This window comes from Intrasporangium sp. (assembly GCF_040414665.1).
Classification (GTDB): domain Bacteria; phylum Actinomycetota; class Actinomycetes; order Actinomycetales; family Dermatophilaceae; genus Intrasporangium.
In genome coordinates, this window is the sequence record NZ_JBEDUL010000064.1 from 201154 (window position 1) to 209582 (window position 8429).

General features: G+C 70.0%; 9 protein-coding genes. 3 read left to right on the top strand and 6 right to left on the bottom strand.

All coding sequences use genetic code 11. The features are described from left to right. Positions 1–16 precede the first annotated feature (16 nt). From ABF401_RS07905 to ABF401_RS07915, 3 genes are all read left to right on the top strand, one after another. Positions 17–742 (top strand): YwiC-like family protein, encoded by a 726-nt coding sequence (locus tag ABF401_RS07905; RefSeq protein WP_353508987.1) that lies wholly within the window; start codon positions 17–19, stop codon positions 740–742. A 63-nt stretch (positions 743–805) separates the two neighbouring features. Next, on the top strand, positions 806–2194 hold the full coding sequence (locus tag ABF401_RS07910; RefSeq protein ID WP_353508988.1) for an MFS transporter: 1389 nt from the start codon (positions 806–808) through the stop codon (positions 2192–2194). Positions 2195–2299: 105 nt separating this feature from the next. Then, positions 2300–2659 (top strand): RNA polymerase-binding protein RbpA, encoded by a 360-nt coding sequence (locus ABF401_RS07915; RefSeq protein WP_353508989.1) that lies wholly within the window; start codon positions 2300–2302, stop codon positions 2657–2659. Between the two features lie 132 nt (positions 2660–2791). On the opposite strand, the gene ABF401_RS07920 is transcribed toward ABF401_RS07915, so the two are convergent. The 6 genes from ABF401_RS07920 to kamD all read right to left on the bottom strand — a co-directional run. Beyond that, on the bottom strand, positions 2792–3319 hold the full coding sequence (locus tag ABF401_RS07920) for an FxsA family protein (protein ID WP_353508990.1): 528 nt from the start codon (positions 3317–3319) through the stop codon (positions 2792–2794). Further along, a complete protein-coding gene (locus ABF401_RS07925) occupies positions 3316–4122 on the bottom strand; it encodes a polyprenol monophosphomannose synthase (RefSeq protein ID WP_353508991.1) in 807 nt (268 codons plus the stop codon). Before ABF401_RS07925 ends, ABF401_RS07920 begins: the two co-directional genes overlap by 4 nt. 188 nt (positions 4123–4310) lie before the next feature. After that, complete coding sequence (lnt, locus tag ABF401_RS07930; protein WP_353508992.1) at positions 4311–5819, bottom strand: apolipoprotein N-acyltransferase; 1509 nt, start codon at positions 5817–5819, stop codon at positions 4311–4313. A 48-nt stretch (positions 5820–5867) separates the two neighbouring features. Beyond that, positions 5868–6272, bottom strand: coding sequence for a 3-aminobutyryl-CoA ammonia lyase (kal, locus tag ABF401_RS07935; RefSeq protein ID WP_353508993.1), 405 nt, complete (start codon positions 6270–6272; stop codon positions 5868–5870). Next, positions 6269–7018, bottom strand: a complete 750-nt coding sequence (gene kamE, locus ABF401_RS07940; RefSeq protein WP_353508994.1) for a lysine 5,6-aminomutase subunit beta — start codon at positions 7016–7018, stop codon at positions 6269–6271. Before kamE ends, kal begins: the two co-directional genes overlap by 4 nt. Beyond that, positions 7015–8429: lysine 5,6-aminomutase subunit alpha (gene kamD / locus ABF401_RS07945; protein WP_353508995.1), on the bottom strand; the 1415-nt coding region annotated here is incomplete at its 5' end. The genes kamE and kamD, both read right to left, overlap by 4 nt.

Here is an 8429-nt window from a genome sequence, read left to right on the forward strand (position 1 = left end):
CGGCTAGGCTCGAAACGTGAGCAGGTCGCGCAGTCCCGGTTGGGTACCCAACCAGCACGGCGCGTGGGCCATGCTCGCCTCTCCCCTGGCCGTCGGCATCCTCGCCGGCGGTCCTGCTTGGGTCCACCTGCCGCTCACGGCCTTGTGGTTCGTCGGCTACTTCGCCTTCTTCGCAACCAGCCTGTGGCTCAAAGCGCGCAGGCGGCCGCGCTACTGGCCACCGGTTCGTGCCTACGGGATCGCTGCGGCGGTCCTCGGCGTCGTGACGCTGGCCGTGCAGCCGACCCTCATCGTCTGGGCGCCGCTGTTCATCCCGCCGCTCGGCGTCGGCTTGTGGGCCGCGGCCGCACGACGCGAGCGGGAGCTGCTGTCGGGCCTGACGACGGTCGTGGGGTCCGGCCTGATGACGGTCGTCGCCTACGCGGCGGGACCCGGCACCGACCTCCGGCGCGCGTGGCTGCTGGCCCTGGCCCAGTTCCTTTATTTCGCCGGAACGGTGTTCTACGTCAAGTCCGCGATCCGCGAGCGAGCCAACGAGCGGTTCCTGTGGCTCAGCGTCGCTGCCCACGCAGTGGCCACCGCCGTCGTCCTGACCTTCTCCCCCTGGCTCGCGCTGGTCTTCCTCCTGCTCACCGTTCGCGCTGCCGTCGTGCCCCGGATCGGGGCCACCCCCAAGCAGCTCGGCATAGGCGAGATCGTGTCGACGGTCGTCGTCGCGGTCGTCTCCCTGCTCACGGTCTGACAGTCGCGCAAACGTGACGTGTTGGCCAACACGCCGGAGCGATGGTGTGCCAGAGTGCGTCGCATGACCGACGTCGCCGTCAACGAGCCCGTCAACGCGGCCCGCCCCGAGACCAAGGAGCAGCGGGCCTGGTACTGGTACGACTGGGCCAACTCGGCCTACGTCACGACGACCGCGACCGTCCTCATGGGCCCCTACCTCACCCACGTCGCCACCCAGAGCGTGTGCCCGGGGATCGAGGAGGACACCGCCTGCACCGCCAACCTCGACGTCCTGGGCATCCCGATCTCCCCCGGCTCGGTCTACGCCTACACCGTGACCCTGGCGACGATCGTGTCCGCGCTCTTCCTCGTGCTCATCGGCGCCGTCGCCGACCGCAGCCCCCGGCCCACCCGGCTCTTCGCGGGGTTCGCGTGGGCCGGTGCCCTCGCCGGCAGCCTCATGTTCTTCATCGCCGGGACGAACTGGCAGCTCGGGGTTGTCCTGACCATCGTGGCCAGCCTCTGCCTCGGTGCCTCCCTCGTCATCTACGACTCGATCCTCAACCGCATCGCGAACGAGAACGAGCGGGACCGGGTCTCCTCGAAGGGCTGGGCCCTCGGCTACCTCGGCGGCGGACTCCTGCTGGCCATCAACTTCGCGATGCTGACCTTCAAGGAGCAGCTCGGCCTCGACACGGTCATGGCAACGCGGATCAGCCTGCTCATGGCAGGCCTGTGGTGGGCCGGTTTCACCATCATCCCGGTGCGCGGCCTGGCCCACCTCACCGGGACCGTCGGCACGCCCGTCGACCGCAAGGCCGGTGTCGTCGCCGGCAGCTTCAAGCAGCTGGCGACGACGTTCCGGGAGCTGCGGCTCTACCCGCAGACGATGCTCTTCCTGCTCGCCTACCTCTTCTTCAACGACGGCATCCAGACCGTCATCGGCAACTCCAGCCTCTACGGGCAGAAGGAGCTCGGCTTCGCCCAGGAGACCGTGCTCGGCCTGTTCCTCTTCGTCCAGTTCGTCGCGTTCTTCGGAGCCCGGCTCTTCGGTGCGGCCGCCGCCCGAGTCGGTGCCTGGCGCACAGTGCTGGCCGGGATCGCCCTGTGGAGCGTCGTCGTCATCATCGCCTTCTTCGTCCCCGCCAAGGCGATCGCGCTCTTCTTCGCGCTGGGATTCCTCATCGGCATCGTGCTCGGCGGGACCCAGGCCCTCTCCCGCTCGCTCTACAGCCAGCTCATCCCGCGCGGCAAGGAAGCCGAGTTCTTCGGCTTCTACCAAGCCATGGAGCGCGGGACGAGCTGGCTCGGGACCCTGGCGTTCGGCCTCGTCTACCAGTTCACCCACAGCTACCGCTGGGCGATCGTCGTGCTCATCGTCTTCTTCGTCGTCGGCGGTCTGCTGCTCGCCAAGGTCGACATGCGCCGTGGCATCGAGGAGGCCGGCAACCCCGTCCCGGTCGTCGTCTGATAACGGAGTCCGGGAACAACGCAACCGTCTGGCTCGTTCAAGCGTCTGTGAGGGTGAGTACCTGCTGGGTACAGGCCACGAACAGACTTCATGGGAGGGGTCCTGATGGCAGATCGAGCACTACGAGGTTCCAACCTCGGCGCGCGCAGTTTCGAGAGTGACGAGAACGTCGTCCCCAGTGAGCGGATGCTCACACTGTATGTCTGCCCCGACGGCCACCGGACCGAGCTCCCCTTCTCCGTCGAGGCGGAGCCGCCCGCGACCTGGGAGTGCCGGTGCGGTCTCGAGGCCCGCCTGCAGGGTGGACCTGAGCCCGAGGCCAAGCCGGTCAAGCACCAGCGGACGCACTGGGACATGCTGCTCGAGCGTCGCTCCATCCCCGAGCTCGAGGAGCTCCTCGAGGAGCGACTGACGCTCCTTCGCGAGTCCCGCGGTGAGAAGCCGCGCCGCAAGAAGTCGGCCTGACCCCGCCGGCTTCACCCGACGAGCCCGCCCCGTTCGTGGGGGTGGGCTCGTGGCATTTCCAGGCCGTATGCCGCTGGGCCCGCTCGCGTGCCTCCGACGGCCGGCTCGTGCGACCCCGGCTGAGCCGCTTCACTACTCGTCGACGATCTCGCCCTCGATGACGTCGCCGTCGGAGCCCGGACGACGCGGGGCGCCCGGGGCCGACCCGGGCCCGGGCGCACTCGCTCCGAAGCCCGAGACCGCACCCAGGTAGGGCGTTTGCGCGATGAGCCGGCGGCTGATGACCGCCTCGAGGAGCCGCCGCGCCACGGGTCGGGTGAATGGGACGACGAGCACCAACCCGACGATGTCCGTGAGGAATCCGGGCACCAGGAGCAGCGTGCCCCCGGTGAGGATGAGCATGCCGTCCGCGAGCTCGCGGGCCGGCATGCGCCCGCTCTGCAACGCCTGCGTCAGGGCGACCCACGCGCGCGCCCCTTCGAGCCGGATGAGCCAGGCGCCGAGGACCGACATGGCGACGAGGAGGAAGAACGTCTGCCAGCCACCGATGGCCTGCCCGACGGCGATGAGCGTCATGATCTCGAGAATGGGGACGATGAGCAGGAGCAGCGCCGCGACGCGGGTCGGTCGCAGCCGCCGTCGGCCCGGTGCGGTGGTCATCGCTGCCGCTCCACGTCCGGTGTCGGCCCGACCGCGCGGCCCAGGGCGCGCTGCACGAGCGACCGAGCCTGCCCGACCCGGTACTCGATCCCCCACTTCGTGACGTTGGTGAGGGCTTCGCGGACGATGTCCTTGCCCATCTTCGACACGCCGACCTCGCGCTCGACGAAGGTGATCGGCACTTCGAGGACCGTGAGCCCGGCTCGCACCGCGCGCAGCGTCAGGTCGATCTGGAAACAGTATCCCTGCGACTCGACCCCCTCGAGGTCCAGCGCACGCAGCGCACTCGTGCGGTAGGCCCGGAAACCTGCGGTCGCGTCGTTGACCGGCATGCCCAGGAGAACCTTCGTGTACGCATTGGCACCGACCGACAGGACCTTGCGGCGGGCAGGCCAGTTGCGGACCCCTCCCCCACGGACCCAGCGAGCCCCGATGACGAGGTCCGCGTCGGCGAGCGCGGCGAGCAGGGCGGGCAGCTGCTCCGGCTGGTGCGATCCGTCGGCATCGATCTCGACCGCCGCGTCGTAGCCCTCGGCGATCGCGAGGGAGAAGCCGGCGAGATAGGCCCGCCCGAGGCCCTCCTTGCCCTCCCGGTGCACGACCCGGATCCTCGGATCCGCAGCGGCGAGCCCGGCTGCGACGTCGCCGGTGCCGTCGGGCGAGTTGTCATCGAGGATGACGAGGTCGGCGTCGGGCACGCTGGCACGCAGGCGCGAGACGATCCGAGGCAGGTTGTCCCGCTCGTTGTAGGTCGGGATGAGCACCGCGACTCGGTGGATCGGCTCACGTGTGGTGGAGGTCATCCCATTCCTTCGCTCGTTCGGGTGCTTCGCCTGCGGCGTCGGAGCCCCGGGCTCAGCCATCGTAGGGCGAACAGCACCGTGACCAACGGCCACGGCGGCGGCCACCGCGCGCACCCCGATGTCCACTCAACGCGTACACGGCCACAGGCGTTCCACCCGCTCGCGTCCCAGCGACCGGGGGCGGTCCGTCAGTCGTTGAGCGCGGCGCGCCGACGGTTGGCGCTGATCCCCCGCCCCACGAGGAGCAGGAGGGCCAGGAGGGCGACCCACTCGGGTCCCTCGCCGAGCCGGGTGGCAAGCGTCATCGAGTCACGCAGGGGCAGGTCGCCGCGGAGGACCGCCTGGGTGAACAACGAGGTGACCTGGTGTGCGGTCCCGTCGGGCGTGATGAGGGCACTCTGGCCCACGGTGGACACGTGGACGACGGACCGACCGAACTCGATCGCCCGCAGCCGGCTGATCGCCAGCTGCTGCGGCGACTCGGCCGTGTAGCCGAACGTGGCGTTGTTCGTCTGGACGACGAGCACGTTGGCGCCCGCGTCGACGACGTCGCGCATGATGTCGTCGTAGGCGACCTCGAAGCAGATCGACAGGCCGCCTCGGATCTGCTGGCCGGACGAGGTCGGGACGGTGAAGAGGCCGACCTCGGATCCGGGGTAGAAGTCCCGTCGCACCAGGTCGACCTTGTCGCTGAAGAGGCGCCAGAAGGCGCGGTTGGGGATGTACTCGCCGAACGGCACGGGATGGCGCTTGACGTAGCGGTCGGTGTTGCCCTTGCCCGGCTCGAACAGCAGCGAGACGTTGGAGAGGTAGCCCGGTGGCTCCTCCAGCAGGCCCCCGACGATGAGGGGGACGCCGATCTGCGCCACGGTGTCGCGAATCAGCTGGTTGGCATCCGCGTTGCGCAGCGGGTCGATGTCGGAGGCGTTCTCTGGCCACACGTACAGGTCGGGGCGCGGTTGCGCGCCACCCTCGGCAGCCGCGGCGAGCGTCGCCTTGACGTGGTTGTCGAGCACGGCCCGCCGCTCGGCATTGAACTCGAGCCCGGCACGTGGCACGTTTCCCTGGACGCCGACGAACCGCGCCGTGGGTCCGTCGGTCGGCAGCGGCACCAGCAGCCCCGAGAGACCCAGCCCGACCGCCAGGGCAGCCGGAAGCGCGAGCGAGCGGAGCGGCATACGGCCGAGGGTGCGAGACGCGACCACGGCGAGGAGGGCACCGCCCAGCGCGAGGACGAACCCGACGAAGGGGGCCCCGCCGAGCGCGGCCAGGTGCCCGACGGGTGAGTCCGCCTGCGAGAACGCCAGTTTCACCCACGGGAACCCGCCGTAGGGCGCCCTCGCACGCAGTCCCTCGGCGACGACCCAGACGACGGCGAACGCGACCGGTCGGACCACACCCGGCCGGGACAGCCAGGCGTACAGGACACCGACGAGGCCGAAGAAGAGCGCCTGGAGCGCCGCGAGGGCGACCCAGGGCAGGTCGCCGACGTAGACCCCTGCCCAGTGCAGGGTCGGCAGGAAGAACGCGAGCCCGGCCAGGAAGCCGAGGCCGAAGCCCGCACGGGGACGGACCCCGGTGAGGACGAGCGCGAGCAGGCCCAGGGAGACGGGCGCTGCCACCCAGACGTCGAACGTGGGGAAGGCAAGGCACAGCACTCCCCCACTGAGGAGGGCACCGACGACACGACGCAGCACGGGGTTACGGTATGCCGCTGGGCTGGGTGTCCGGGTCAGCTGTCCGCGTCAGGGGACGACGACGACGCCACGGGCCGTCGTGGCGACGATGGGTGGGTCGAGCAGGTCGGCAGCCGACGACCCCCGCTCGGGGTTGCCGCGTCCCACCACCCGGACCTCGAAGGCCATCTCGCGACTCCGGCGCCCGACACGCACGATCTCCGCCGAGATCTCGATGACGTCGCCGGCTCGCACGGGAGCCGTGAACTGGACGTCGCTGTAGGAGGCGAAGAGCCCCTCGTCCCCGTCGGTCCGGATGCACATCTCGGTTGCGACGTCTCCGAAGGCCGCAAGGGAGTACGCGCCGTCGACGAGGTTGCCGGCGTAGTGGGCGTGGCTGTAGGGCACATAGCGCCGGTGCGTGACCCGCGTGCCCACCTCCGCCCGGGTCGTGCGTGCTGCTGGCTCGCTCATGCCCTGCCTTCCCTTCGGGTCGTCATCTCGTGGACGAGGTAGCTCGCGACCTCGGACGGCTTGGTCCCGCGCCCGAAGATCCGGTCGATCCCCAGGCGCGCCTCCGAGCCCTCCTCGAACCGTGGACCGCCCGCGACGAGGATCGGCACCGTGCCTGCCGGGTACGCCTCGCGGAAGGCGGCCGACATCTGCATCGTGTTGTGGATGTGCGCGTCCTTCTGGGTGACGACCTGGCTGACGAGGACGGCGTCCGCCTGCTCCTCCTTGGCGCGGGCGACGAGGTCCGGGACGAGCACCTGGGCACCGAGGTTGACCACGGTGATCTCCGAGTAGTACTCGAGTCCCTTCTCTCCCGCGAAGCCCTTGATGTTGAGGATCGCGTCGATGCCGACGGTGTGCGCATCGGTGCCGATGCAGGCACCGACGACGACGAGGGGGCGGCGCAGCGTCCGCTTGATCGCCGCGTTCGCGTCCTTGGCCGAGAGCAACGGGTACTCGCGCTCGACGACGCGGACGTCGTCGAGGTTGACGAGGTGGTGGACGCTGCCGTAGACGACGAAGAAGGTGAAGTCGGGGCCCATCGCCTTGCTGTGGACGATGAGGGCCGGGTCGAGGCCCATCTTCCGGGCGAGCTGCAGGGCGGCCCCCTCGGCGCGCTTGTCGTGGGGAACGGGCAGGGTGAACGACAGCTGGACCATGCCGTCGCCAGTCGTGTCGCCGTAGGGGCGAATGATGGTGCCGCTCACCGGTTCACCACCTCGAGGCTCGAGATGGCGGGGTTGTCATACCCGGGGGCTCGCTCGACGACCCCGTCGAGTCCCTTGCCGCCGTTCGGGGGTCGCTTCATCAGGCCGAACGTGCCGTCCGCGATGGCGGCGAGGAGGGGCGGGTCGCCAGCGGCGTCCGAGTCGTGGACGATGCGCTCGAGCAGGTCGACCGCCTCGTCGAGGACCTGCCTCGCCCGGGTCTGGATGAAGCCGTCACGGGGTGGGTGGAAGTCCTCGGCCAGGCCACCTGCGGCGTTGAGGACGTAGCGGACGTTCTGCAGGGCGAGGTCTCGGTCGGAGAGGAAGGGCGTGACGACGGCCTCGGTCATCATGCCGACGAGCAGGATGCCCTGGCCGGTCATCGCGCCGACGAGGTTGAAGAAGCCGTCGAGCAGGTAGCCCCGGAAGACGTCCCCGGTCATGTGCTTCGTCGGGGGCATCCACTTGAGGGGCGCCTTGGGGAAGAGCTCGCGAGCAAGGAGGGCATGGGCGAGCTCGAGGCGGAAGCTGTCCGGCAGGTCCGGGTTGATCTCGAAGGCGTGGCCCAGGCCGAGCTGCCAGTCCTCGAGTCCGGCCTCCTTGGCGAACCGCTCGTTGAGCAGCTGGCTGACGGTGACGGTGTGCGCGGCCTCGACAGCGTCCGCGGTCGTCAGGTAGTTGTCCTCACCCGTGTTGATGATGATCCCGGCCCGTGCGTGGATCTGGCGGGAGAAGCGCTGGTCGACAAAGGTGCGGATCGGGTTGATGTCGCGGAAGAGGATGCCGTACATCGAGTCGTTGAGCATCATGTCGAGCCGCTCCATGCCGGCGAGCGTGGCGATCTCGGGCATGCACAGCCCCGAGGCGTAGTTGGTCAGGCGGACGTACCGGCCGAGCTCCTTGCTCACGTCGTCGAGGGCGGCCCGCATGAGGCGGAAGTTCTCCTGGGTGGCGTAGGTCCCGGCAAAGCCCTCCCGCGTCGCGCCCTCGGGGACGTAGTCGAGCAGCGACTGCCCCGTGGAGCGGATCACCGCGATGACGTCGGCGCCCTCCCGGGCCGCCGCTTGGGCCTGCGGGATGTCCTCGTGGATGTCGCCGGTCGCGACGATGAGGTACACCCACGGCTGCCGCGGGGCGTCGCCGATGCGAGCGATCAGCCGCTCCCGCTCACGCCGGCGCGCGTCGATCCGCCTGATCCCGGCGCCGACGGCGCGGGTGGCCGCCGTACGGGCGCGCCTGGCATCCGGGCCCTCGGGCACCTGGAACCGCACCGAGCCTGCCGAGGCCTTCTCGGCGAGCTCACGCAGGTCGGCTCCCTCGCTGCGGCGAAGGGCGTCCCAGACCGGGAGCGCGACGCCGTGCTCGAGTCCGACATCGGCACGGACGACGTCGACGAGGCGGTTGACCCACG

Bases quoted from the DNA above. Each gene is read 5' to 3' on its own strand.
- ABF401_RS07915 (WP_353508989.1), top strand. From the start codon at position 2,300: ATGGCAGATCGAGCACTACGAGGTTCCAACCTCGGCGCGCGCAGTTTC.
- kal (WP_353508993.1), bottom strand. From the start codon at position 6,272: ATGAGCGAGCCAGCAGCACGCACGACCCGGGCGGAGGTGGGCACGCGG.
- ABF401_RS07920 (WP_353508990.1), bottom strand. From the start codon at position 3,319: ATGACCACCGCACCGGGCCGACGGCGGCTGCGACCGACCCGCGTCGCG.
- ABF401_RS07925 (WP_353508991.1), bottom strand. From the start codon at position 4,122: ATGACCTCCACCACACGTGAGCCGATCCACCGAGTCGCGGTGCTCATC.
- ABF401_RS07910 (WP_353508988.1), top strand. From the start codon at position 806: ATGACCGACGTCGCCGTCAACGAGCCCGTCAACGCGGCCCGCCCCGAG.